Annotated in this window: 19 protein-coding genes; 10 read left to right on the top strand and 9 right to left on the bottom strand. The window is 73.4% G+C overall.

The genetic code is table 11. From position 1 onward, the window contains the following. Positions 1 to 23: 23 nt before the first annotated feature. The 4 genes from ACFWWU_RS26220 to ACFWWU_RS26235 form a co-directional block, all read right to left on the bottom strand. Positions 24 to 107, bottom strand: a complete 84-nt coding sequence (locus tag ACFWWU_RS26220) for a putative leader peptide (protein WP_384148400.1) — start codon at positions 105 to 107, stop codon at positions 24 to 26. Between the two features lie 143 nt (positions 108 to 250). Further along, positions 251 to 820: a GNAT family N-acetyltransferase gene (locus ACFWWU_RS26225; protein ID WP_384148325.1), complete on the bottom strand. Its 570-nt coding sequence runs from the start codon at positions 818 to 820 to the stop codon at positions 251 to 253. A gap of 223 nt (positions 821 to 1,043) precedes the next feature. Continuing rightward, on the bottom strand, positions 1,044 to 2,345 hold the full coding sequence (locus ACFWWU_RS26230) for a GAF domain-containing protein (protein ID WP_384148327.1): 1,302 nt from the start codon (positions 2,343 to 2,345) through the stop codon (positions 1,044 to 1,046). A 378-nt stretch (positions 2,346 to 2,723) separates the two neighbouring features. Further along, on the bottom strand, positions 2,724 to 4,412 hold the full coding sequence (locus tag ACFWWU_RS26235) for an acyl-CoA dehydrogenase family protein (RefSeq protein ID WP_384148329.1): 1,689 nt from the start codon (positions 4,410 to 4,412) through the stop codon (positions 2,724 to 2,726). 17 nt (positions 4,413 to 4,429) lie between these two features. Between ACFWWU_RS26235 and ACFWWU_RS26240 the strand changes: the two genes are divergently transcribed. Together ACFWWU_RS26240 and ACFWWU_RS26245 are read left to right on the top strand one after the other, a co-directional pair. Further along, complete coding sequence (locus tag ACFWWU_RS26240; RefSeq protein ID WP_384148331.1) at positions 4,430 to 5,554, top strand: YihY/virulence factor BrkB family protein; 1,125 nt, start codon at positions 4,430 to 4,432, stop codon at positions 5,552 to 5,554. Positions 5,555 to 5,586: 32 nt separating this feature from the next. Continuing rightward, positions 5,587 to 6,333, top strand: a complete 747-nt coding sequence (locus ACFWWU_RS26245; protein WP_384148333.1) for a helix-turn-helix domain-containing protein — start codon at positions 5,587 to 5,589, stop codon at positions 6,331 to 6,333. On the opposite strand, the gene ACFWWU_RS26250 is transcribed toward ACFWWU_RS26245, so the two are convergent. Next, positions 6,261 to 6,683, bottom strand: coding sequence for a VOC family protein (locus ACFWWU_RS26250; RefSeq protein WP_384148335.1), 423 nt, complete (start codon positions 6,681 to 6,683; stop codon positions 6,261 to 6,263). The genes ACFWWU_RS26245 and ACFWWU_RS26250 overlap by 73 nt on opposite strands. 320 nt (positions 6,684 to 7,003) lie before the next feature. On the opposite strand from ACFWWU_RS26250, the gene rsgA reads away from it, so the two are divergent. Both rsgA and ACFWWU_RS26260 read left to right on the top strand, forming a co-directional pair. After that, on the top strand, positions 7,004 to 8,113 hold the full coding sequence (rsgA, locus tag ACFWWU_RS26255) for a ribosome small subunit-dependent GTPase A (RefSeq protein ID WP_384148337.1): 1,110 nt from the start codon (positions 7,004 to 7,006) through the stop codon (positions 8,111 to 8,113). 105 nt (positions 8,114 to 8,218) lie between these two features. Then, positions 8,219 to 9,562: a DNA-3-methyladenine glycosylase 2 family protein gene (locus tag ACFWWU_RS26260; RefSeq protein WP_384148339.1), complete on the top strand. Its 1,344-nt coding sequence runs from the start codon at positions 8,219 to 8,221 to the stop codon at positions 9,560 to 9,562. 20 nt (positions 9,563 to 9,582) lie between these two features. Here the strand turns inward: ACFWWU_RS26260 and ACFWWU_RS26265 are convergent, their stop codons facing one another. Beyond that, the gene (locus ACFWWU_RS26265) at positions 9,583 to 10,065 is read right to left on the bottom strand and encodes a DUF456 domain-containing protein (protein ID WP_384148341.1); all 483 of its coding nucleotides are present in this window, start codon (positions 10,063 to 10,065) and stop codon (positions 9,583 to 9,585) included. A 79-nt stretch (positions 10,066 to 10,144) separates the two neighbouring features. Then, positions 10,145 to 11,128 carry a helix-turn-helix domain-containing protein gene (locus ACFWWU_RS26270; RefSeq protein WP_384148343.1) on the bottom strand — a complete coding sequence of 328 codons (984 nt, stop codon included), beginning with the start codon at positions 11,126 to 11,128 and terminating at the stop codon, positions 10,145 to 10,147. Between the two features lie 232 nt (positions 11,129 to 11,360). Here ACFWWU_RS26270 and ACFWWU_RS26275 point away from each other — a divergent pair, with 232 nt between their 5' ends. The 4 genes from ACFWWU_RS26275 to ACFWWU_RS26290 all read left to right on the top strand — a co-directional run bounded on the left by ACFWWU_RS26275 (position 11,361) and on the right by ACFWWU_RS26290 (position 18,990). Continuing rightward, positions 11,361 to 15,122, top strand: coding sequence for a S8 family serine peptidase (locus ACFWWU_RS26275; RefSeq protein WP_384148346.1), 3,762 nt, complete (start codon positions 11,361 to 11,363; stop codon positions 15,120 to 15,122). Positions 15,123 to 15,244: 122 nt separating this feature from the next. Then, complete coding sequence (locus ACFWWU_RS26280; protein WP_384148348.1) at positions 15,245 to 16,732, top strand: protein phosphatase 2C domain-containing protein; 1,488 nt, start codon at positions 15,245 to 15,247, stop codon at positions 16,730 to 16,732. Positions 16,733 to 16,759: 27 nt separating this feature from the next. After that, positions 16,760 to 18,502, top strand: coding sequence for a pyruvate dehydrogenase (locus ACFWWU_RS26285; RefSeq protein ID WP_384148350.1), 1,743 nt, complete (start codon positions 16,760 to 16,762; stop codon positions 18,500 to 18,502). 83 nt (positions 18,503 to 18,585) lie between these two features. Then, on the top strand, positions 18,586 to 18,990 hold the full coding sequence (locus tag ACFWWU_RS26290; RefSeq protein ID WP_384148402.1) for an ATP-binding protein: 405 nt from the start codon (positions 18,586 to 18,588) through the stop codon (positions 18,988 to 18,990). Positions 18,991 to 19,024: 34 nt separating this feature from the next. On the opposite strand, the gene ACFWWU_RS26295 is transcribed toward ACFWWU_RS26290, so the two are convergent. Further along, complete coding sequence (locus ACFWWU_RS26295; protein WP_384148352.1) at positions 19,025 to 20,140, bottom strand: DUF2637 domain-containing protein; 1,116 nt, start codon at positions 20,138 to 20,140, stop codon at positions 19,025 to 19,027. A 204-nt stretch (positions 20,141 to 20,344) separates the two neighbouring features. Further along, entirely contained in the window at positions 20,345 to 21,220 is an 876-nt protein-coding gene (locus tag ACFWWU_RS26300; RefSeq protein ID WP_384148354.1) for a (2Fe-2S)-binding protein, read from the bottom strand. A gap of 204 nt (positions 21,221 to 21,424) precedes the next feature. Here ACFWWU_RS26300 and ACFWWU_RS26305 point away from each other — a divergent pair, with 204 nt between their 5' ends. Both ACFWWU_RS26305 and ACFWWU_RS26310 read left to right on the top strand, forming a co-directional pair. Next, on the top strand, positions 21,425 to 22,201 hold the full coding sequence (locus ACFWWU_RS26305) for a GntR family transcriptional regulator (protein WP_384148355.1): 777 nt from the start codon (positions 21,425 to 21,427) through the stop codon (positions 22,199 to 22,201). 86 nt (positions 22,202 to 22,287) lie between these two features. After that, positions 22,288 to 23,952: a hypothetical protein gene (locus ACFWWU_RS26310; protein ID WP_384148357.1), complete on the top strand. Its 1,665-nt coding sequence runs from the start codon at positions 22,288 to 22,290 to the stop codon at positions 23,950 to 23,952. Positions 23,953 to 24,134: the final 182 nt, after the last annotated feature.

The raw sequence follows: 24,134 nt of genomic DNA on the forward strand, positions 1-24,134 counted from the left end.
ATATCGCGGCGGTGCTGGTGGTCTCAGCGCGCCGGACAGATGGCGCTGGACATGCGGCCGAGGTCGACGTGCCGCCGACTCACCAAGGCAGTTCCAGTTCCAAACATGACGGAAGCGTGTCACGGGACTTTGGACCCAGTCCAGCATCGTCCGCAATGTGGACATTGGTGTCTCGATGTGCGAGACGCTGTGGTGCAGGTCACGAAAAAGGGGCCCTCTCGGGGCCCCTTCTCCGTGGTCGGTGCGTGCCTCAGGCGTGCGCGCCGGGCCACGAGCGGACGGTCTCCGGCTCCTCGACCTCCTCGACCTTCGTGTCGAAGAGCCGGAAGCCGCGCCGCTCGTAGTTGGCCATCGCGTGCGGGCCGTCCAGCGAGCAGGTGTGCAGCCACACGCGCTTCGTGGCCTCGCGCTCGGGCCACCGCTCGGCCAGGTCCCAGGCGCGCCGCACTCCCTCGGAGAGGAGGTGACCGCCGATCCGGCGCCCCCGGAAGGCGGGGATCAGGCCGAAGTAGACGATCTCCACGACACCGTCGGGCTGGGGGTCGAGCTCCACGTACCCGGCGGGCGTCCCGCGGTCGTACGCCACCCAGATCTCGGCCCCCGGCTTCTCGACGATCTCCTGCCACTGCTTGTACGTGAGCGCCAGGCGGTCGTTCCAGTGGATGTCGCCACCGACCGCCGTGTAGAGGAAGCGGCTGTACTCCGCCGAGGGCACCTCGGCCCGGGCGATCGTGACGTCGTCGCCCTCCGGGACGTGGGCGGGGCGGAGGTCGGACGGCGAGGTCTGTTCGAGGGACCAGGTGGTGAGGGTGATGTGCATGGGGCCATCGCATCACGAGCCCCTGTGGGGAGGCGACCGGGGTCGCCGCTCTTCGCGCTCCGCTGTCAGGGGTCAGGGGTCAGGGGTCAGGGGTCAGGGGTCAGGGGTCCGGGGTCGGAGGTCGGGGCCAGGTTCAGGGATCAGGCCAGGATCAGGGATCAGGTCACGTGTCAGCTGTCCGGTGGCCCCCGGTGGGCAGGGTGTCCAAGGAGTGGGACGCGCCCTACGCGTCCCTGACCGGGCGCGCCGCCCTCACCGCCGGGGCCGTCGAGTGCGGCAGCAGGTCCGCCGGGCGCTCCGGGCGGAGGATCTCGACCGCGACCTCCTCCCGGAAGCGGTACGGGCGGTGTGCCAGGACCCCCGCCAGGTTCCGGCGTACCCGGGACATCTCCGCCCGTACGGTCACCGTCCTCGTACGGTCCCCGAAGACGTCGTCCGCCAGCTCCGCCGCCGTCCGTCCGTCGCGGTGCAGCGCCAGGACATAGAGGAGCTCCGCGTGCCGGGGGCTGAGCTCCTGCTGCCAGCTGCCCGCCTCGCCCGAGACGGCCACCGTCCAGCGGCGCGGTCTGCTCAGGTCGAGGACCACCCGGCTCGCCGCTGCCGCGCCGGGCCCCACCGGCCGGGTCTCCTCCTCGACCCGCAGCAGCCAGCCGCCGGGCAGCGGTTCCACCGCGCACACGCCGAGCGAGGGCAGCCACACCCGGCCCGCGCGGAAGGACTTGGGGAGGGGGATCCGGTCCACCGGTGCGAGACCGGTCACCGCGGCGGTCCAGCCGTGGACGTCGACGGCCACGGCCCGCCCTCCCACCCGGCACAGGATCGGCGCGGCCACCGCCCGCAACCGCTCCACCGACCCCCGGTGCCGCTCCCGCATCTCCGCCTCGGCGAGCAGGGCGACCGAGGCGACCAGCGCCAGCATCGCCGGATGGAAGCTGGACGCCGGCCCGCTCACGTCCAGGATCCCCAGGAGCCGCTGATCGCGCGGATCGTGCACGGGCGCGGCGGCGCAGGTCCAGTTGTGCAGCGACTGCACGTAATGCTCGGCGGAGTGCACCTGAACGGCCCGGCCCATGGCGAGCGCCGTGCCGACCGCGTTCGTCCCGGTCGCGTGCTCGGTCCAGGCCGCGCCTTCCTCCAGGCAGATGCCGTTCGCCCGGCGCAGCACCGAGGAGTTCCCCTGACGCCACAGCACGCGGCCGCTCTCGTCGGTGACCACCATGATCTGGAGAGAGGTGTCGGCGATGCCGGCGAGGCCGCCGCTGAGCGTCTGCATCACCTCGGACAGGAGCGTGCTCCTGCGCCGCTGCTCCAGTTCGTCCCGCTGGAGCAGCACGCTGCTCGTGCCCTGGTCGGGGTCGAGCCCCAGCCGGGCCATCCGCTGCCAGGACGCGTCGATCACCGCGCGGGGCGCGATCGGAGGCGTACGGCCCGCCAGGGTCGCGTCACGGACCCGGTGCAGCAGCCGGGCGGCCTGGGCGGCGTCCATGGCGGCAAGCCGCTTCATGTCGAGCTGCGTGTTCTTCATCGGTCTCTCCCAGCCACCCGTGGTGCTGTATCGGTTCTGCAAGGGCAGATGTCCGGAGTGTCGCTGCCCATCGTGCCGTTCGGGGCCGTCCGGCGCGGCCGGGTTCGGGTAATCCTGCAACCCTTTGCAACTCTGGCGACCGACCGGGCCCGTGCGTGAGGGTGGTGTGAGCGGTGGGTGGTGCCGTGTCGGCGCAGCACCACCCCCGCTCTCCGCGCGTGCCGACCCTCGCGGGTCCACCCCTGGTACGCGCGGCTCAACACTCCGGCCGACGCGAGCCGTACGACATGTCGGACCGTGACCACACCGGCCGCGCGCGGCTCGTACGGCGTCTCGCGCCCCGTGACCACACCGGCCCCGCGCGCACCGCACGCCGCCTCAGACCGCCACCCGCGCCCGCTCCACCACCGCCCGCAGGTCCAGCGTGTGCGCCAGCGTCCCGAACGTCGACCCCCCGTCCCCGCCGAGCCGCGACGCGCAGAACGCGTCCGCCACCTCCGGCGGCGCCCACCGCACCAGCAGCGCGCCCTGGAGCACCAGCGCCATCCGCTCCACGAGCCGCCGCGCCCGCGCCTCGACGCCCTCCAGATCGGCCAGTTCGACCAGCAGGTCCCGGATCGCCCGGTCGAGCCGGTGGTCCGCGCCCCGCGCCGCCCCCACCTCCCGCAGGAAGGCGTCGAACGACCCGGGCCCGGTCCGCAGCGCCCGCAGCACGTCGAGCGCCTGGACGTTCCCCGAGCCCTCCCAGACCGAGTTGAGCGGCGACTCGCGGAGCAGCCGCGGCAGCCCCGACTCCTCCACGTACCCGTTGCCGCCCAGGCACTCCAGGGCCTCCGCCACCACCGGCGTACACCGCTTCGTCACCCAGTACTTCGCCACCGGCACGGTGATACGGAGCAAAGCCCGCTCACGCTCGGCGTGGTCACTGCCGTCGGTTTCGCCGGCGCGGTCGGTTGCGGCGGTGCCTTCGGCTGCGTCGTACGCCGCCGCGAGGCGCATCGCGAGCACCGTCGCAGCCTCCGACTCCAGGGCCAGATCGGCGAGCACGTTCCGCATGAGCGGCTTCTCGATCAGCACCCCGCCGAAGGCCTCGCGGTACGCGCAGTGGTGCACGGCCTGCGCCACCGCCTGCCGCATCAGCGCCGCCGAGCCGAGCACGCAGTCGAGCCGCGTCGCCGCCACCATGCCGATGACCGTCCGGACCCCGCGCCCCTCCTCGCCGATCCGGCGCGCCCAGGTCGTCCCGTCGAACTCCACCTCGGCGGAGGCGTTCGAGCGGTTGCCCAGCTTGTCCTTCAGCCGCTGGATCGCGAACGCGTTGCGCGAGCCGTCCGGGAGGACCCGCGGCAGCAGGAAACAGGTCAGTCCCGCCGGAGCCTGCGCCAGGACCAGGAAGGCGTCCGACATCGGCGCCGAACAGAACCACTTGTGCCCCGTCAGGACGTACTCCCCGTCGGCCGCCAGCGGACGCGCCTCCGTCGTGTTCCCCCGTACGTCGCTGCCGCCCTGCTTCTCCGTCAGCGCCATCCCGAGCAGCGCCCCCGTCTTCTCGGCGAGGGGACTCAGCTCCCGCTCGTACACGTGCGAGGTGGCAGCCGGCTCCCACACCGCCGCGAGCTCCGGCTCGGCGCGCAGCGCCGGCACCGACGCGTGCGTCATCGACAGCGGACAGACGTGCCCCGCCTCCGCCTGCGACACGACCAGGAGCCCGGCGGCGCGCCGCACATGACCACCCGGGCGGCCCCACGCGTCCGTGAGACCTGCCCCCACCGACTTGCCGAGCAGCCGGTGCCAGGCCGGATGGAAGTCGACCTCGTCGATCCGGTTGCCGTACCGGTCGTGGGTCCGCAGCCGAGGCGGGTACGTGTTCGCGAGCTCGCCCCACTCCCTGACCTGCTCCGACCCCATTGCCTGGCCCAGCACGGTCAGGTCCTCGCGGGCCTCCGTCAGAACCTCGGGCGCGACGTGCCGTTCGACGGCCTCCGTCAGCGTCCGGTCGCACGTGAAGACGTCGTATCCCACCAGGGGCGGAGGCTGGTTGGTCACGGTGTGGGTGCTCGCTGCCATGCCGCTACGGTAAGCAGGTGCAGGCAGCAAGCGAAACACCCGATCGGCCCGAGCGGCGGCCCTGGAGCAAGCTCCACCGAGCGCGCGTCCTCTACCGCAACGTCTCCAAGCGGAAGATGGTCTGGCTCCTCCTCAAGGACACCGTCAATTCGGGCATCGAGTACCGGATCCTCGGCCTCGCCGCCGAGGCCGCGTTCTTCACGCTGCTGTCGCTGCCGCCCCTGCTCCTCGGCCTGATCGCCCTCCTCGGCTACGCCGACGACTGGACCAACACGGACACCGTCGCGAGCATCGAGGAGAACATCCTCCGTGCCGCCGGAACGGTCCTCTCCGACCGCGGCGTCCACGACATCGCCAAACCGCTCCTCGACGACGTCACGCAGGGAAAACGGCCCGAACTCGTCTCCCTCGGCTTCGCCATCGCCCTCTGGTCCGGCTCGCGCGCGGTGAACGTCTTCATCGACACCATCACCGTCATGTACGGGCTCGACGGCCACCGAGGCATCGTCAAGACCCGGCTCCTGGCCTTCCTGCTCTACATCGTGGCCCTGATCATCGGCGCCGTCGTCCTGCCGCTCGCGGTCGTCGGACCCGACCGCGTCGTCGAACTGGTGCCCTGGGGGACGGAAGTCGTCGCCGTCCTGTACTGGCCGGCCGTCATCCTGCTCTCCATCGCCTTCCTCACGACGCTCTACCACGTGTCCGTACCCGTCAGATCGCCGTGGATCGAGGACATCCCCGGCGCCCTCGTCGCGCTCGGCATGTGGGTCCTCGGCAGCTTCGTGCTGCGGATCTACCTCACCAGCCAGGTCGAGGGACCGACCATCTACGGCTCCCTCGCCGCGCCCATCGCCGTCCTCCTCTGGATCGGCATCTCCGCCTTCGCGGTCCTCGTCGGCGCCGCCGTGAACGCCGCCATCGACCGCGTCTGGCCCTCCGTCGCCACCGCGGCGGCCCGCGAGGCCAACGAGCGGGCCCGCGCCGTCCAGGCCGCCGAGCTGGTCGCCCGCGTCCGCGCCGAGGCGGAGGACGTCGACGAGGACGACCCGGACATGCCCTCCGAGTTCCCGGAGCGCTGGTCCAAGTTCCTGCCCCCGGACGACGTGAAGTCGCGCATCCACTCGGGCTGGGAGAAGGAATGAGACGGCCCGCCGTCCCGGCGTAGGCTCGAAGGATGTACGAGGAGCGCCCGGCCGTGCTCGACGGAGCCGTCCTGTGGACGAGGACCCTGCCGCGGTCCTCTCGTCCCGTACGTCCCGTCCTGCCCGACGGCTGCATGGACCTGATCTGGGCCGACGGCCGGCTCCTCGTCGCCGGGCCTGACACGCACGCGTACGTACCGGGGGAGCCCGCCACGCGGTACGCGGGCATCCGCTTCGCCCCCGGAGAAGCGCCGGCGATCCTCGGCGTACCGGCCCGTGAACTGCGCGACCGGCGGGTCGCCCTCGGCGCGCTCTGGGGCGAGGCCGAGGCGCGGCGGCTCGGCGAACGGATCACGGAGGCCCCCGACCCGGCCGCGGCCCTGGAGGCCCTGGCCCTGCGCAGGGCGGCCGACGCCCCCGCCCCCGACCCACTGCTGCGGGCCGTCGTCGCCCGCCTGGACGCGGGCCGCCCGGTCGCCGAGACCGCCGACGCGGTCGGACTCGGCGCCCGGCAGCTGCACCGCCGCTCCCTGGACGCCTTCGGCTACGGGCCCAAGACGCTCGCCCGGATCCTGCGCCTCCAGCGCGCCCTGGCCCTGGTCAGGGCCGGGCTGCCGTACGCCGAGGCCGCCCTCCGCGCGGGCTGCGCCGACCAGGCCCATCTCGCGCGCGAGACCAGGGCCCTGGCCGCCACGACCCTGAGTGCCTACGAGGCGGCCGTCGGCGCGTCCGCGAACAGCGACACGCCGTTGCCGTCCGGATCGAGGACCACCGCGTAGCGCTGGCCCCAGACGGCGTCCCAGGGCTTCAGATGCCCGCCGTGGCCCGCGCCCACGAGCTCCTCGTACACCGCGTCCACGTCCTCGGGCGTACGGCACCGGAAGGCGAGCTCGATCCGGTTCCCGCCCTCGGGGCGCCGCCAGGAGGGATCGAAGGAGCGCACGGTCTCCTCCGTGTCCCAGGCGATGCGCAGCCCGCCGGGCAGGGCGGCCTCCACGTGCGGGGCGGTCTCCGCCCCGGCCGGGACGTCCAGGCCGAGACGGCGGTAGAAGGCGAGCGAGGCGGCCATGTCCGAGACCACCACGCCGACGAGGTCCAGGTGGGGTGTGATGCGGGGTGCTGTGTCCATACCCCGCACGCTAGGGGCCGCCGGAGGGCCCGGTCTTGAACGAAACGGACGAGTGCCCCGGCCACGAGCCGCCCCGGATTCCGGCAACGCTTAAATCGGTGGACCGAGCCGCTTGGCCGGGCTAGGGTTCTGCTCGTTCCACGGAACAGGGTCTGTTCGTAGAGAAGAAGCAGGAGGTGAGGACATTGATGACTGTCACGGTGACGGGCACTGCCCGCATTCAGGAGTTCATCGTTCCCACCCCTGTGGTCTCCGGCTGACACCCACTCGACTTCCGCGCGCAGAGCGCGCCGCCGGGGCCACCCTTCGAAGGGTTCCCCTTGTTCAACGCTTCTCTCCACCCGTCTTCCCTCTCCTCCCTCACCGCCTACGGCTGGGACGAGCACTGGGAGGCGGAGTTCGCTCCGTACGCCCGGCAGGGACTCCTCCCCGGCCGGGTCATCCGGGTCGACCGCGGGCAGTGCGACATCGCCACTCCCGAGGGGATCGTGCGCGCCGACACGGCGTTCGTGACCCCGCACGACCCGCTCCGGGTCGTCTGCACCGGTGACTGGGCCGCCGTCGACCCCGAGGGCGCCAGCGACCCCCGCTACGTACGGACGCTGCTGCCGCGCCGTACGGCCTTCGCGCGCTCCACCTCCTCCCAGCGGTCCGAGGGCCAGATCCTCGCGGCCAACGTCGACCACGCGGTCATCACCGTCTCGCTCGCCGTCGAGCTGGACCTCGGCCGGATCGAACGCTTCCTCGCCCTGGCGTGGGAGTCCGGCGCGCAGCCCACCGTCGTCCTCACCAAGGCGGACCTGGTGCCCGATCCCCTCGGGCTGTCCTACCTCGTCGAGGACGTGGAGACCGTCGCGCCCGGCGTGCGGGTCGTGCCCCTCAGCTCCGCCACGGGGGAGGGTCTCGACGTGCTCTCCGCGGTGGTCGCGGGCGGGACGACCGTGCTGCTCGGCGTCTCCGGCGCCGGCAAGTCGACCCTCGCCAACGCGCTCGTCGGCACGGACGTGATGACCGTCCAGGCCGCCCGGGACGTCGACGGCAAGGGCCGCCACACCACGACCACCCGCAACCTCTTCGTCCTGCCGGGCGGGGGCGTCCTCATCGACACCCCGGGGCTGCGCGGGGTCGGGCTCTGGGACGCCGAGACCGGCGTCGGCCAGGTCTTCGCCGAGATCGAGGAGCTGTCGGCGCAGTGCCGCTTCCACGACTGCGCCCACGAGTCGGAGCCCGGCTGCGCGGTGGCGGCGGCGATCGAGGACGGCTCACTGCCCGTGCGCCGATTGGAGAGCTACCGCAAGCTGCTCCGCGAGAACCAGCGGATCGTGGCCAAGACCGACGCCCGGGTGCGCACCGAGATCCTCAAGGACTGGAAGCGCAAGGGCGCGGAGGGACGCGCGGCCATGGAGGCCAAGCGCGGGCGCGTCCGGTAGGGGCTGTCTTGGCGTCGTGTCGCGGTCCGGGACGCGCTCCCGGACCGCAGCGTCGTGTCCGAAATCCGCGAGTCGGGTGTCGTCGTGTCCCGCACACTGGGAGGCATGAGGGACGACGACACCCGCTACGAGGCGGTCAGCAGCAGGGACGCCCGGTTCGACGGAGAGTTCTTCTTCGCCGTCCGCACCACCGGCATCTACTGCCGGCCCAGCTGCCCGGCCGTCACCCCGAAGCGGCGCAACGTCTCGTTCTTCCCCACGGCCGCCGCGGCCCAGGGCCACGGCTTCCGCGCCTGCCGCCGCTGCCGGCCGGACGCCGTGCCCGGCTCCGCCGCGTGGAACGTACGGGCCGATGTCGTCGGCCGCGCCATGCGCATGATCGGCGACGGGGTCGTCGACCGCGAGGGCGTGCCCGGCCTCGCCGGACGCCTCGGCTACAGCACCCGGCAGGTGCAGCGCCAGCTCACCGCCGAGCTCGGCGCCGGACCCGTCGCCCTCGCCCGCGCCCAGCGGGCGCACACCGCGCGCCTCCTGCTCCAGACGACCGGCCTGCCCGTCACCGAGATCGCCTTCGCGGCCGGCTTCGCCAGCGTCCGCCAGTTCAACGAGACCATCCGCGCCGTCTACGCCCGCACCCCCACCGCCCTGCGAGAAGAGGCGGGCAGCGGCGCGGGAAGCCGTACCGCGCTCGCCGCCGGGGTCCCGCTGCGGCTCGCCCACCGGGGGCCGTACGCCGCCGGGGAGGTCTTCGACCTGCTCGCGGCCGAGGCCGTGCCCCGCGTCGAGGAGGTCGTCGGCGCCCCCGGCACCCGCACCTACCGGCGCACGCTCCGCCTCCCGTACGGCACCGGCGTCGTCTCCGTCGACGAGCGGTCCGCCGGGCGCTGGCTCGACGCCCGCATCCACCTCACCGAGCTGCGTGACCTGACGACCGCCGTGCACCGGCTGCGCCGCCTCTTCGACCTCGACGCCGACCCGTACGCGGTCGCCGAGCGCCTCGGCGCCGCCCCCGGGCTCGCCGCCGAGGTGACGGCCCGCCCCGGCGTACGCTCCCCGGGGACCGCCGAGCCGGAGGAGTACGCGCTGCGGACCCTCCTCGGACCCGAGGAGTCGGCCCGGCTCGTCCCAGCGCACGGCACGCCCCTGGCCACCGCCTGCGGCGGCCTCACCCACCTCTTCCCGGCCCCGGCCGACCTGACCGGCCACCCCGTCGCGGGACCGCTGGCCCGCGCGCTCGCCGACGGAGCCGTACGCCTCGACCCGGGCGCCGACCGCGACGAGGCCGAGCGGGCACTGCTCACCGTCCCCGGCGTGACTCCCGAGGCCGCCGCCCTCATCCGGATGCGGGCCCTCGGCGACCCGGACGTCCTCCCCGGGGGCGCCCCGGACGCAGCGGAGTGGCGTCCCTGGCGCTCGTACGCGGCGCGCTACCTCGCGACCGCACCGTAGGAGACCTCACCGGGCACGGCTCAGCCCCAGAGCACCGCACCCGCCCACGCCCCCACGATCAGCAGGCACGAGAAGAGCTCGACGAGGACGCTCGTGCCGGCCGCCCGCATGACCGTCCGGGTCGCCGCCCTGGCTTGGCCGTGGCCGCCGAGGCGGAGCCGTTCCGCGACGTAGATCCCGCCGACGAAGCCGGGGATCGCGCCGAGCACCGGGACCAGGACGAAACCCAGGAGCGCGCCCAGGCCCGCGTACAGGATCATCCGCCGGCTGATGCCGACGCCCCGGAACCGGCGTTGCGGGAGCTGCCAGACGATCACCTGCGTGAGGAGCAGCAGACCGGTCGAGGAGGCCAGCAGGATCCAGGCGAGGTCCGTCCGCTCGTGCAGGGACCACCAGAGCATCGCGGCCCACACCAGCCACGTTCCCGGCACGCCGGGGGTCAGCACCCCGAACAGACCGAGCAGCATCACCGTCGCGACCATCAGGAGCTGCCACACACCCACGCTGCCCAGCGTCCCCCAGAAAGCGAGTCCACGCAGGTCGCACGTGGCATATGGGGAGCGAGCGCGCGTCCGGCAGCGGTCAGCCGCGGGCCACCCAGCCCTTCTCGTACGCGTGCCAGCCGAGCTGGAGCCGGGTCGTCACCCCGGTCAGCTCCATCAGGCCCTTGACCCGTCGCTGTACGGTCCGCAGCCCCAGGTCCAGCTGCTTGGCCACGCTCGCGTCCGTCATTCCGGCGAGCAGCAGTGACAGGATCTCCAGGTCCATCACGTCCGGGCCGGGGGCCTCGTCCTCGGTGACCTGCGCGCCCGCCCCCAGCCGCAGCGGCAGCGCCTCCCGCCACACCGACTCGAAGAGCCCCATCAGCGATTCGAGGAGCCCGCTCGCGTGCACGACGATCGCCGCAGGTTCCGCGCCCCGCCCGGTCAGCGGCACCATGGCCAGGGACCGGTCGGCGACCACCAGCTTGGTGGGGACCCGGTCGGCCACCCGGATCAGTTCCTCGCGGCCGAGCGCCGCTGACAGTTCGAGCAGCCCGGTCGGGAGGGTGAGCACCTCGCGTTCGAGCACCACCCGGTAGCGCACCCCCCGCCCGGCGGCCTGCTCCTCCGCGTCGTTCTCCATCCCGGAGACCGCGATCGGCTTTCCCGTCACCAGGGCGCAGACCTCCTCCTGCGCGCCCAGCTGGAGCTGGAGGAAGCGGTGGGTGACCGCGCTCGCGCCGGTCACCACCTCCACCAGGTCGTGGACGGCGGACTCCGCCGCCTCCGCCCGGTACTCCTCGGCGAGCAGCGCCGCCGCCAGCTCCGCCTGCTCCAGCTCGTGGCGCTGCTGGGTCAGCAGCGCGCCGAGCGCCACCCCGGGCGGCGCCGCCACCCACCGTCCGGTCCTGGCCGAGGACTGCGCGGCGAGCCCCTGGGATTCCAGCCGGCGCAGCGCCCGCTCGGTGTCCTGCTCGGGCAGGGCGAGCCGGTGCGCGAGATCGGTGACCTCGGCCGCGCCCAGCGCGACCAGCGCGCGGTAAGCGGACTCCTGGCGTTCGTCGAGCCCTATCGCTCCCAGCATGGTTGCCCCACCCCTCGCCGTACGTCCGATGGGCGCCCCGGATCTTCCCGGGACCTTCACCGGAGGCATTCGTTCCGTTGGTGACCTGGCGGGAAACGGCCACGGCGTATTCCCGCCGTGCTCATCATCCCTGTACCGCCCTCACCTCTGCCAATGTGGCGCCACCGCAGCACCAACAGCCTCCGGAGACGGGTGCTTTATGCCTTTTTTCCGGAATCAGATGGGGAGAGCGATGCGCCCGATTTCGCGTACGGCCCTGGGGGCGGCGACCGCCGTCGTCCTGGCCGTCACCGCGGTCGCGCCGTCCATGGCGAATGAGCCGCAGGACGACACGGCCGGCAAGCGACCGCTGGTCGGCAGCGAGGCCTCGGCCCGCGCCGGCGACCGGACGGCCACGGTGACCCTGGTCACCGGCGACCGCGTCCTGGTCACCCACGACGCCGAAGGAAACCCGGCGGCCACGGCGCTGCCCCGCGAGGACGGCACCGTCCCCCTCGTCCAGACCCGCCGCTCGGGCCACGACCTGTACGTCTACCCCGAGGACGCCACCGACGCGCTCGCCGCCGGCCGCGTCGACGAGGAGCTCTTCAACGTCACCGGGCTCGTCCGCCAGGGCTACGACGACGCCGCCACCACGACGCTGCCCCTCATCGCGGTCTACGGCTCCGACCTCGCCCGCTCGGTCCCCGCCACCCCGCGCGGCGCACAGCGCGGCCAGGTCCTCAAGACCGTCGACGGCGTCGCGCTCAAGGCCGACAAGAAGCGGGCAGCGACCTTCTGGGCCGACGTGAACACCCCGAAGGCCCGCTCCGCCGCCGGCATCGAGAAGCTCTGGCTCGACCGAAAGGTTCAGGCCACCCTGGAGCAGTCGACGAAGCAGGTCCACGCCCCCGAGGCCTGGACCGCCGGCTACGACGGCACCGGCACCAAGGTCGCCGTCCTCGACACCGGTGCCGACACCGAGCACCCCGACCTCAAGGGCCGCGTCACCGCCTCGGAGAACTTCACCGACTCCGCGACCGCCGGCGACCGCCAGGGCCACGGCACCCACACCATCTCCACCGTCGGCGGCTCCGGCGCCGCGAGTGACGGCAAGAAGAAGGGCGTCGCCCCCGGCGCGGAGCTCCTCAACGGCAAGGTCCTCAACGACTCCGGCTCCGGCGCCGCGTCGTGGATCATCGCCGGTATGGAGTGGGCCGTCGCGCAGGGCGCCGACGTCGTCTCCATGAGCCTCGGCAGCTCCGTCCCCACCGACTGCACCGACCCGATGAGCGTCGCCGCCGAGGAACTCTCCCAGAACAAGGGCGCGTTGTTCGTCATCGCCGCCGGAAACGCGGGGCCGACCCTCAACACGGTCTCCTCGCCCGGCTGCGCGCCCAGCGTCCTCACCGTAGGCGCCACCGACCGCGACGACTCCACCGCGTACTTCTCCAGCCGCGGCCCGACGCTCGTCAACCACACCCTCAAGCCCGAGATAGCCGCCCCCGGCGTCGAGATCTCGGCCGCCGCGGCAGGCGGCCGGGGCGTGTACGCCTACCAGTCCATGTCCGGTACGTCGATGGCCACCCCGCACGTCGCGGGCGCCGCCGCCATCGTCAAGCAGCGCCACCCCGACTGGACCGCCCAGCAGATCAAGGCCGCCCTCGTCTCCTCCGCCGAGAGCGACCTCCCCGGCGACGTCCGCGAGGTCGGCGGCGGCCGCCTCGACGTCAAGGCCGCCATCGACCAGACCGTCCTCGGCGCCTCCACCGTCCAGGGCGGCACGTTCAACTGGCCGCAGGACGCCGGCGACCGCACCACGGCATCCGTCCCCTACACCAACGCCTCCGACGCCCCGGTCACCCTGAACCTGGCCGTCGAGAAGGTCACCGGCAACGACGGTTCACGCGTACGGAGTTCGGTCGCCCGCCTCGGCAAGCGCACCGTCACCGTCCCGGCCGGCGCCACCGTCCAGGTCCCGCTGGAGCTCGACCCCACCGCCCGCCTGGAGCGCGCCCAGTACGGCGACGTCACCGGCCGCGTCCTCGCCACCGGCAACGGCGGCGTCCACGTCTCCACCCCCTTCTCGCTCTACGTCGAGCCCGAAACGGTCACCCTCCGCGTCAAGCTGATCGACCGTCAGGGCAAGCCGGCGAACGGCGCCTCCTCCCTCGACGTCATCGGCACCGACGACGCCAGCGGTGAGCGCCGCTTCAACGACGGCGCCGCGGACCAGATCTACCGCCTGCGCCCCGGCAGCTACTTCCTCTCCTCCTTCGTCACCACCCCCGACGCCGGAGAGGGCGCCACGCTGAACGACTCGCTCAGCTACCTCGGCCGCCCGCAGCTGGAGCTGAAGAAGGACACCACCGTCGTCCTCGACGCCCGCAAGGCCCACAAGCTGTCGGTCAAGACCGACCAGGCCTCCGAACTCCGGGGCGCCACCCTCGCGTTCTCCCGCACCTGGGACGACTTCTGGCTGCACGCCGGCACCGCCGCCGGGCCCCGCACCATCCGCGGCTACTACGCCTCGGTCGAAGGCGCCGCCGACGACGGCGACTTCGAGTTCGGCAGCTACTGGCGCGCCGCCGCCCCGCAGATCACCTCGCTCCGTACGGGCGACGGCCTGACCCTGCACCCGCTCACCGGCACCCTCGGCTCCGACAACCTCGACGGCACCGGCTCCGCCCGGCTCGTCGACGCGGGCGCCGGCACCCCGGACGAACTGAAGGCCGCCGGAGTCCAGGGCCGCATCGCCCTCGTCCGACTGCCCGACGCCTCCACCGCCGCGGGCACCCTCGCCCGTGACGCCAAGGCCGCCGGCGCCGTCGCCGTGATCGTCTACCACTCGACGCCCGAACGCTGGTACCCCGGAGGCTCGTTCACCGGCCTCGGCCTGCCCGTCCTCTCCGTCCCGTCCGGCGAGGCGTCGGCCCTCCGCGGCAAGCTGGCGGCCGGTGAGGTCACGCTCGACTGGAAGGCCACCGCGAGGAGCCCGTACTCCTACAACCTGGCCTTCCCCGAGTCCGGCTCCGTCCGCGACGAGAAGACCTACCGCGTCCAGGACTCCCGCCTCGGCCGCAAGGACGCCCGCTACGGCTCGGCCGGAATCGCCGCCGACTTCATGTACTTCACGGACGCGTACCGCCCGAACGGCACCCGCGTCTCCTTCGGCTCCCTGGAGAGCGTCCCGGCGCCCGGCAGCCGCACCGAGTACTACACGGGCGGCGACACCGCCTGGGCCGAGATGGTCGGCAGCAGCTTCCCGTTCGGCGAGCTGATGATCGGCACCGCCCACACCTACAAGTCCGGCGAGAAGCGCACCGAGAACTGGTACGACGGCGTCATCGCCCCCACCGCCCCTCGCGACGCCACCGGCAAGCCGGTCCTCGCCGCCGAGCGCCAGGGCAACTACATCGGCTTCTCCGCCGCCATGTGGGGCGACAGCACCCACCACGCCGAGGCCGGTTCCTTCGGTGACATCGGCAACCTGAGCCTCAGCCGCGACGGTGAGCTCCTCGGGCAGAACGGCTGGCCGTCCGGTGCCTTCGAGGTGCCGGCCGAAGCCGGGACGTACACGCTCGAACAGAACACCATGAAGATCGGCAGCAAGGTGTGGGCCCGCTCCACCTCCGTCAACTCGGTATGGAAATTCACCTCCAAGCTTGACGAGAGCGTCTATTCTCAGGGCATCCCGATTCTCTTCCCCCGGTACGACCTTCCGGAGGACGGACTCAAGACCCTCGCCGCGACCGACGGCCAGCAGATCGGCCTCACCGCGACGGGTCACGCGGGCTACACCCCCGCAGCGCTCACCTCGGCCAAGCTCTCGTACTCCTATGACGGAGGCACGACCTGGACCGAAGCGCGGGTCTCTCAGCAGGGCGGCGACTGGACCGCGACCGTGAACCACACGGGCGCGACCGGCAAGCCCGTCACCCTGAAGACCGAACTGACGGACGCCAACGGCAACTCCGTCACCCAGACCGTGGTCCGCGCTTACGACGTGCGCTGATCACGACGATCCGCCGGGCGTCCTTCCCGTGGGGGGTGGGGCCGCCCGGCGGATCACTCATTCGAAGCAACGGTTTTCCTGATGTCCGTTTTCGGGCGCCGTGCGCGGTGGACAATAGGGGCATGACTCAGCAGGGGGACAACTGGTGGGACAAGCTCTACGACGAGTCGGCGCCGGACACGGCCCCGGCGGTCTCGGGTGACACACTCGACGACCACTTCGCGACCGCGCCCCGCGCGTCCACGGGCCCGCCGGGCCCGGCCCCGGACCTGAAGCCGGACCCGGACCCGGCCCCGGACCTCAAGCAGGACCTGAACCAGCCCGAACCCGAGCAGGCCGCGATGCCCGCTCCGGATCCCCGGCCAGCGCCGCCGCCCGTCCTGTCCGACCGGGCGCCCTGGGAAGCGCCCGAAGCGGGACCGCGCTCCTTCCCGGCACCCCCGCCGCCGCCCCCGGTCACCCCGCCGGTCGCCCCGCCGGTCGAGACACCCACCGTCCAGGTGCCGGTGCCTCCGGCCGACGGAGATCCCGGCGTCGACGCGGACGCCGACCTCACCGTCCAGGCGCCCGTGCCCCGCCCCCGGGCCGCCGGGTTCGTCGGCAGCAGACCGCCGACGTACGAGTCCGAACCCACCGCCCTGCCCGTCGCCCGCCCCGGCGAGCTCGCCGAACTGGTCGCCGACACCGTCCTCGACGGCGCCCGCTACGGCACCTGCACCCTGCGGGCCGCGTCCGTACGCGGCGACTCCGCCCGCTACCGCGGCGAACCCCGCAGAGACGCCCTGCTCACCGCCCGCTTCGGCCACGACGAGGCCGCGCTCGTCCTCGTCGCCGTCGCCGCCGGCTCCCGCGCCGCCGAGGACGCCCACCTCGCCGCCGCCGACGCCTGCCAGTGGATCGCGGAAGCCGTCGGCCGCAGCCACGCCCGCCTCTCGGAGGACATCAGGACCGGCCGCCGCGGCGACCTCAAGTCCGGACTGCACCGGCTCACCGACCGTACGTACGGCAAGCTGCGCGCCCGCGCCGCAGACCGGGGCCTCGCCTCCGACGAGTACACCGCGACCCTCCGCTGCCTCCTCGTCCCCGCCGACCCCGACTGCCGTACGCGGGTCTTCTTCGGGATCGGCGGCGGCGGCCTGTTCCGGCTCCGCGACGGCTCCTGGCAGGACATCGAACCGCTCCTGCCCGAACCGGCCGCCGTCACCGGTGCCCCCGTCGTCGGCTTCGGCTCACCGCCCGCACCCGACGGCCGCCCCGAGGCCGAGGCCGAGACCGGCATCGAGGCCGGGGCCGAGGCCGAGGAGGGCGACCGGCTCACCATGAACCTCGGCGTCACGACCGCGCCGGGCCCGCTCATCGAGGAGCCCGTGCCGCCGCCCGCCGAACCGTTCCGCTTCCGGGCCTCCGTCGCCCGCCCCGGGGACACCCTGCTCCTCGCCTCGCCCGGACTCGCCGAGCCGATGCGCGGCGAACCCGCCCTCGCCCGCGAGCTCGCCGCCCGCTGGGCCGACCAGGAACCGCCCGGTCTCGCCGCCTTCCTCGCCGACACCCAGCTGAGGGTGACGGGTTACGCCGACGACCGTACGGGGGTGGCCGTCTGGGAGGCGTAACGCGCCGGGTCATGTGTTGATGGAGCCATGGCCAAACAGAACGTCGCAGAACAGTTCGTCGACATCCTCGTGCGCGCGGGCGTGAAGCGTCTGTACGGCGTCGTCGGGGACAGCCTGAACCCGGTCGTCGACGCCATCCGCCGCACCCCCGCGCTCGACTGGATCCAGGTGCGGCACGAGGAGGTGGCCGCCTTCGCCGCCGGTGCCGAGGCCCAGATCACCGGCAGCCTCGCCGCCTGCGCCGGCTCCTGCGGCCCCGGCAATCTGCACCTCATCAACGGCCTGTACGACGCCCACCGTTCCATGGCCCCGGTCCTGGCCCTCGCCTCGCACATCCCGTCCAGCGAGATCGGCCTCGGCTACTTCCAGGAGACCCACCCCGACCAGCTCTTCCGCGAGTGCAGCCACTACAGCGAGCTCATCTCCAACCCGAAGCAGATGCCCCGGCTGCTCCAGACGGCGATCCAGCACGCCGTCGGCCGCAGCGGCGTCAGCGTGGTCTCGCTGCCCGGCGACATCGCCTCCCTGCCCGCCCCCGACAAGGCGGTGGAGACCGCGCTCGTCACCTCCCGCCCCACCGTCCGTCCGGGTGACGAGGAGATCGACGCGCTCGTCCGGATGATCGACGCGGCCGACCGGGTGACGCTCTTCTGCGGCAGCGGCACGGCCGGCGCGCACGCCGAGGTCATGCAGTTCGCCGAGCGGATCAAGTCACCCGTCGGCCATGCCCTGCGCGGCAAGGAATGGATTCAGTACGACAATCCGTTCGATGTCGGCATGAGCGGTCTGCTCGGCTACGGCGCCGCCTACGAGGCCACCCACGACTGCGACCTGCTGATCCTGCTCGGCACGGACTTCCCGTACAACGCCTTCCTGCCCGACGACGTGAAGATCGTCCAGGTGGACGTCCGGCCCGAGCACCTCGGCCGACGCTCCCGGCTCGACCTCGCCGTCTGGGGAGACGTCCGCGAGACCCTGCGCTGTGTCGTCCCGCGCGTCCGGGCCAAGACCGACCGCCGCTTCCTCGACAAGATGCTCAAGAAGCACGCCGACGCACTCGAAGGCGTCGTGAAGGCCTACACCCGCAAGGTCGAGAAGCACGTCCCGATCCACCCCGAGTACGTCGCCTCCGTCATCGACGAACTGGCCGACGGCGACGCCGTGTTCACCGTCGACACCGGCATGTGCAACGTCTGGGCGGCCCGCTACCTCTCGCCGAACGGACGGCGCAGGATCATCGGCTCGTTCAGCCACGGCTCGATGGCGAACGCGCTGCCGCAGGCCATCGGCGCGCAGTTCACCGACCGCAACCGACAGGTCGTGTCGCTCTCCGGCGACGGCGGATTCTCCATGCTCATGGGCGACTTCCTCACCCTCGTGCAGTACGACCTGCCGGTGAAGGTCGTCGTCTTCAACAACTCCTCGCTCTCCATGGTCGAGTTGGAGATGCTGGTGGCGGGACTCCCCTCGTACGGGACGACGAACAAGAACCCCGACTTCGCGGCCATCGCGCGCGCCGCCGGGGCCTACGGCGTCCGCGTCGAGAAGCCCAAGCAGCTCGCGAGCGCCCTCAAGGACGCCTTCAAGCACAAGGGCCCGGCCCTCGTGGACGTCGTCACCGACCCCAACGCCCTCTCGATCCCGCCCAGGATCAGCAGCGACATGGTCACCGGCTTCGCGCTCTCCGCCAGCAAGATCGTCCTCGACGGCGGAGTGGGCCGCATGCTCCAGATGGCCCGATCCAACCTGCGCAACGTCCCCCGGCCCTGAGTCCCCCGGCTCTGAGGGAATGCGGGCGCCCCCGCGGGGCATGCATCCCCGTGAGCCTGTTCGACGACGTGTGGGTGGGGGATATGGCCGGGGAGGCGCGACAGCCGACTCAACTGCTCAGGAAAGTGGGAGGCGCGGATCTCACCGCGGTGCCGGAGGTGCGGCATGCCTTGCGGGAACTGCTGCGGAAATGGGGCGGACCGGGCGCGTCCGACGTGGCCGAACTGCTCACCAGCGAACTGGTGACCAATGCCCTGGTCCACACCGAGCACGGGGCCGTCGTGACCGCGACGGTCGTCCCCGAGCAACTGAGGGTCGAGGTCCGCGACTTCGTCCCCGGGCTCGCACCGCCGCACGTACCGCCCGCCGACGACGGTACGCACGGCAGAGGGCTCATCCTCGTCCAGGCACTGGCCGACTCCTGGGGGGTCGAGGAGATCGGGGCGGGGAAGGTGGTCTGGTTCGAACTGAACGGCGGGGCCGCCTGAGAGGCGGCCCCGCCGGATTTCGTACGTCCCTTATTCAGCCGAACTGCTGCTCCAGGTCCTTGAGCTTGCGCTCCAGGGAGTCGAGCCGGGGCAGCGTCTGGGTGTCGTCCTCAGCGGTGAGGTCCACCGTGCGGGACTCGGCGCCCCTCACGGCTTGCAGGGAGGGCCGGGGTCGAAGCGGCAGCTGTCCGGGATCCGCTATGGCGGGCTCCGCGACGGCGGCCTGCACGGCTGGCGTCGCGGAGCCGGAGCCCGTACCCGATCCGGCACCCGGGCCAGAGCCCGTACCGGCGTTCCCCGCGGCGCCCAGTGCCGCCATCTCGACCTGTCGGTCGGTGCCGCCGCCGCGGCCGAGCCCGAAGGCGCGGTGCTGGCGGTTGATGGCCTTGAGCCGCGCCCGGTCGAGCTTGACCTGGTCGCGCCGGCGGAGCCGGTTCTGCTCCTTCTCCCGCCGGTCCTCGCGCACCTCGTCGACCGCCTCGTCCAGCGTCCGTACGTTCTCCAGGAGCATCAGCGACCAGGCCGCGAAGGTCTCCCGGGGCGCCCGGAGCCACCGTACGATCCGGATCTGCGGCAGCGGGCGGGGCACCAGGCCCTGCTCGCGGAGCGCGGCCCGGCGGGTCTGTTTCAGCGCCCGGTCGAAGAGGACCGCCGCCGAGAGGGACATGCCCGCGAAGAACTGCGGTGCCCCGTCGTGGCCCAGGCCGCGCGGGGCGTGCACCCAGTTGAACCAGGCGGCCGCGCCGGCGAACAGCCAGACCAGGAGCCGCGAGCCGAGCGCCGCGTCGCCGTGGCTGGCCTCGCGGACCGCGAGGACCGAGCAGAACATGGCGGCGCCGTCGAGGCCGAAGGGGACGAGGTACTCCCAGCCTCCGGTGAGGTTGAGGTTCTGCCGGCCGAAGCCGACGAGTCCGTGGAAGGAGAGGGCCGCCGCGACCGCGGCGCAGCAGAAGAGCAGGACGTAGGAAGCCGTTCCGTACACCGCCTCCTTGCGTCTGCGGCGCTCCTCGTTGCGTTCCCAGGAGTCCTCGGCCGCGGCCTGGTCACCGGCGCGCTTCCCGCGCGCGAGCACCGCCACCGCCGTCAGGACCCCGGCCACCATCACGCCGCCCGGAAGCAGCCAGTCCAGCGATATGTCGGTCAGTCTCATGCGGTGTCCCTTGCATCGCAGTAGGGCGTTTGGCGGCCCATACTGGCCGACCCCGCGAGGCGCTCAAGCGGTTTCGGGGCAAGAGCACGCCATCGGGGTCCCAGGGCATACGAATAGGTGCGATCTGGTCGAACACCCGTGCAAGGGGAGGGAGTCGAGTTCGATTGACGCCACCCGTTCGGGTGGCGTAATCACTCGGGAGCCTCAGGCGGTCGCGGCCAGGCGGCGGGCGCGCTCGGTGTCGCAGGTGCGCGGGCAGGTGAGGCAGGTGTCCTCGGGGCGCAGCGTGTAGAAGAAGCAGCAGGTCGCCCGGTCGCGGGTGGCGCGCGGGGCGCCGTCCGGTCCCTCGGTGCCGGCGAGCTCGCGGAAGCCGGCCGACCCGGCGTACGGCCTGTGCTGCTTGCGGGTGGCGGTGGTGCCCGGCAGGAGGAGTTCGAGCTCGGCCATCGCCCGCTCCTCCTCGCCGAGCAGGGCGCCGACGTACCAGAGGCCCTCGACGATCTCGTCCGTGGCCATTCCCCACAGGGCCCGGCGGCCGCGCTTCATCCGGGGGCCGAAACCGCCCAGGATCGCCTCGAAGTGCTCGGCGAGCGAGGCGCGCACCTCGGTCCGCAGCGCCTCCTCGTCGGCGACGACGCGTGCGCCGGGCAGGGCCGCGGCGGGGTCGCCGGGGAGGCAGGCGAACTCCTCGACGCGGACGGACATGCGGCCGAGCGCACGCTGGAACGACACGTTCGCGGCGGGCAGCCGCGGCACCCTCCGGTGCAGGAACCAGGGGACGGTGACGAGGAGACAGGCGGGCCAGGCGTAGCGGTGCAGTCCGAAGCTCGCGACGACGTCGGGGCGGGCCTGGGTGCCGTAGTCGCGCAGCACCTGCGCGTTGTCCCAGGCGAGGAAGGCGTCGAGGGCGGAGCCGCCGGCCGCGAGCTCGTCGGCGCCGACCCAGCCGACGCCGCGCGGCAGCCGTTCGTCCGGGGCCGATTCCTCTATCCGCAGGCCGGAGAAGACCTCGGCGAGCCGGGCGTACGAGGCCGCGACGGGCGAGGTCAGGGGTGCGGGCAACAGAGCGGGGACGGTCATGCGGACCACCGAATCGCGATCGTTAGCAGGTAAGCCTTACCTTACCCGAATCGCGATCGGCTCTCACCACCGCACGGACCGCGCCCACCCCCGGGTCCCGCGGGTCGACCCCCCGTGCCCCAAATGTCGGTCCGTTCGCCTATGGTGCACAGGGGACCCGGGTAACGCGAGCCGGGCCCCGCACGAGGCCGCAGGAGGACCCGGGTGGAGCAGGGCGCAGCGCGCGAGCGGGCGACGGAGAGGCCGTACCCGCCCTTCGGCGACGCCGTACGCGTACCGGAACAGGCCCGTGGCGAGCACACGCACGGCGAACCGGCGGCGCGTCGTCCCGCGGCGGTCCCCGCCCCCGCCCCGCGCGTCGTCCAGCGGCACTCCGTCCGCGACCAGATCCTCGAAGCGCTCCGCACCGCCCTCGTCGGCGGCGAGCTCGTCCCCGGCGAGGTGTACTCCGGCCCCGCCCTCGCCGAGCGGTTCGGCGTCTCGGCCACCCCCGTCCGCGAGGCCATGCAGCGGCTCGCCGTCGAAGGGGCCGTCGAGGTCGTCCCGAACCGCGGCTTCCGCGTCACCGAGCGCACCCCGCGCGAGCTCGCCGAGCTCGCCGAGGTCCGCGCGCTCATCGAGGTCCCCGTCATGCTGCGGCTCGCCCGCACGGTCCCGGCCGCCCGCTGGGCAGACCTCCGCCCGCTCGCCGAGGCGACCGGGGCCGCCGCCGCGCGGGGCGACCGCGCCCACTACGCGGAGACCGACCGCGCCTTCCACCGGGCGGTCCTCTCCCTCGCCGGGAACGAGCAGCTGCTCGCCGTCGCCGACGACCTCCACCGGCGCTCCCAGTGGCCGCTGATCAGCGCCCCCGCCCTCCGCCACGGCGAGCTCGTCGCCGACGCCGCCGAGCACACGGCCCTGCTCGACGCCCTGATCGCCCAGGACCTGGTGGTCGTCCAGTCGCTCGTACGGGAGCACTTCGCCGGATCCGAGTACTGATCCACGACACACCCCCCGGAGGGTGTCCGGAGCATTAAGGTCGTTGACGTCAGACCGCCCGCACCGCGTCGTCCGTGAGGTGTCCCATGCCGTCCGCGACCCCGCCCCCGGCACGGGAGGGAGGCCGAGCCGTCACCGGTACGGAAGCCGAGGCCGCGGCCCTGCTCGGCTGGCTCACCGACCCGGAGGCGCCCCGGCTCTGCCTCGTCACCGGCGCCCCCGGCAGCGGCAAGACGGCCCTCCTCGACTGGCTCGCCGCGCACGGCCCGCGCGCGGGCGGCCGCCGCCGCACGCCCCGGGTGCTCGTCCCGCTCGCCGGGCAGAGCGCGCTCGGCGCGACCTGGACGATCGCCGACCTGCTCGGCGTGGTGGCCAGGTCGCCGGACGAACTCGTCCGCGCCCTCGCCACCAGCGAGGCGCGGCCCTCGGGCCGGGCCGTCCTCCTCCTCACGGACCTCCACGCCGCCGCCGAGCCCGCCGCGCTCACGGAACTCATCGGCGAACTCGCCGGGGTGGGCAGGGTCCGGCTCGTCGTCGAGGCCCGGACCGGCAGCCCGGCGCCCGGGACCCTGCGCGCCGCGCGCCGGGCGACGGTCGTGGACCTGGACGCGGACGGCGAGCCGGCCCCCGCCGACGGCGCCCCCGCGGCGCCCCCGCGCCCGCTGCCGGACCTCTCCGACCCGCTCGCCGTCTGCGCCGCCGACCCGCTCCTCGTCACCACCGCGTACGTCACCGGAACCGGTGAAGGCCCCGGAGAGGCGGGCGTTGACGACCACGGGGGGCTCAGGACCGCCTGGCTGCGGGCCGGGCAGTCGCTCTGCCGCGCGCAAGCGCCCGCGGAACGGGCGCTGGTGCTCCTCGCCGCGCTCGGCGACGGTGCCGACCCCCGGCTGCGGCCCGCGCTGGCCGAGCTCGCCGAAGGGGCGCCCTGGCGGCTCCGCTGGGCCCGCAACCGCGGCGACCTGACACCGCCCTGGCCGGGGCCCGTCACCGTACTCGGCGCGGCGGGCGGCCCGTTGGAGGGCACCCTGCTCGTCGGCGACCGCACCGGCACCGTACGCCTGCTCCACGAGGCCGACGCGAGCTCCGCCGGGCGGCTCCCGCACACCGTCCCCGGCCGGGTCACGGCTCTCGCGCCCGCCCCGGACGGCACGGTGCTGCTCCTGGACGACCAGGGCCGGCTGCACTCCGTCCGGGGGACGGTGCCCAGGGCCCCGTATCTGGAGCGCCTCACCGAGGCCGTCTCGAAGACCCTGGCCCGCCACCCCGGCACGGCCCTCGCGGCGATCGCGGGCTCGGTCGTGGTGGGGGACCGGCTCGGCTCCGTGCACGCCTTCGGCCTCACCGGCCTGCACCAGGCCGCCTCGCACAGCGGCCGGGTCACGGCGGTCGCCGCCGTGGAGTCCGAGACGCCGTTCGTGTGTTCCGGCGGAGCCGACGGGACGGTACGGCTCTGGACCCCGGGCCGCGACCCGCGCCCCGAACCCCTCGCGGAGCGCCGCTCCCCGGTGGTCTCCCTGCACGCGGCGGAGACCTCGCACGGCCCCCTGGTCGCCGCGGCCTGGGCCGACGGCCTCGTCGAACTCCACCGTCCCGAGGGCGGCGCGACGCTCTCCTTCCGCCCGGGCCCCCCGGTCCGCGCGGTCGCGGTCACCGGCGCGGGCGCGCTGCTCGTCGGCACCGACGAAAGCCTGGTGTGCCTCGTACCCGTGGCGAAGGAGAGGCGCTTCCCGCCCTCGCCCGAACGGTGACCTCGGCGCGACGGAACGGAGGGGTGGCCACGCGCCCCGCCCGCCGGGCATCGGCGTGTGGCCCTGGGCGTGGTCCCCGATCCGGGTCGCCGACCGGGACCCGGCGGAACCCGATCGCTTCCGCATCCTCCACACCGGCCGAGAGACCGGTGTGGAGGCGCATCGCACGACAACCGGGGGAA

It is taken from the genome of Streptomyces sp. NPDC058650 (genome assembly GCF_042717315.1).
In the GTDB taxonomy this organism is placed as follows: domain Bacteria; phylum Actinomycetota; class Actinomycetes; order Streptomycetales; family Streptomycetaceae; genus Streptomyces.